This window comes from Pseudomonas sp. Fl5BN2 (assembly GCF_009908205.1).
Taxonomy (GTDB): Bacteria; Pseudomonadota; Gammaproteobacteria; order Pseudomonadales; family Pseudomonadaceae; genus Aquipseudomonas.
The window spans coordinates 1-447 of the sequence record NZ_JAAARL010000067.1 but is presented as its reverse complement, the minus strand read 5'-3'; the positions used below and the strand labels follow the sequence as shown (position 1 = coordinate 447).

The window sequence follows — 447 nt, the reverse complement described above, 5'->3', positions numbered from 1 at the left end:
CCGCGGGCACAACGTACCGGCGACTGGTAACGCGGGATGCCTGCCGTATCGAGAATGTCATAGGCCTGCTGCACCGTGGCCGGGTCGGCGTTCCAGGCAACCAGCACCGGTATCTCGCGTTCAGTGCAGATGCGCACTATTTCGTTGGCCAGCTCCACCGCCTGAGAACCACTGGCAGCCGCCAGGGCCAGGCCGATCATGTCGACGTTCGGGTCACTGGCCAGTTGCTCCAGGGTCACCCGCAACAGGCTCGGGTCGGTGAGCAGGCTGGCGGTCACATCCAGCGGGTTGGCAACCGCGGCAAAAGCAGGCAGAACCTGTTTCAGCGCGCTCACACTGGCAGGTGCCAGCGCCGGCAACTGCAGGCCGCCATTGCTGGCGCCGTCGGCCATGGCGATCCCGGCGCCGCCGGAGATGGTGACAATGGCCAGGCGGTTGCCCTTGGGC

General features: G+C 66.7%; 1 pseudogene. It reads right to left on the bottom strand.

Annotated elements, in window-relative coordinates:
* Positions 1-447 (bottom strand): annotated as a pseudogene (locus tag GV819_RS32580) (hypothetical protein); the annotation flags it as partial.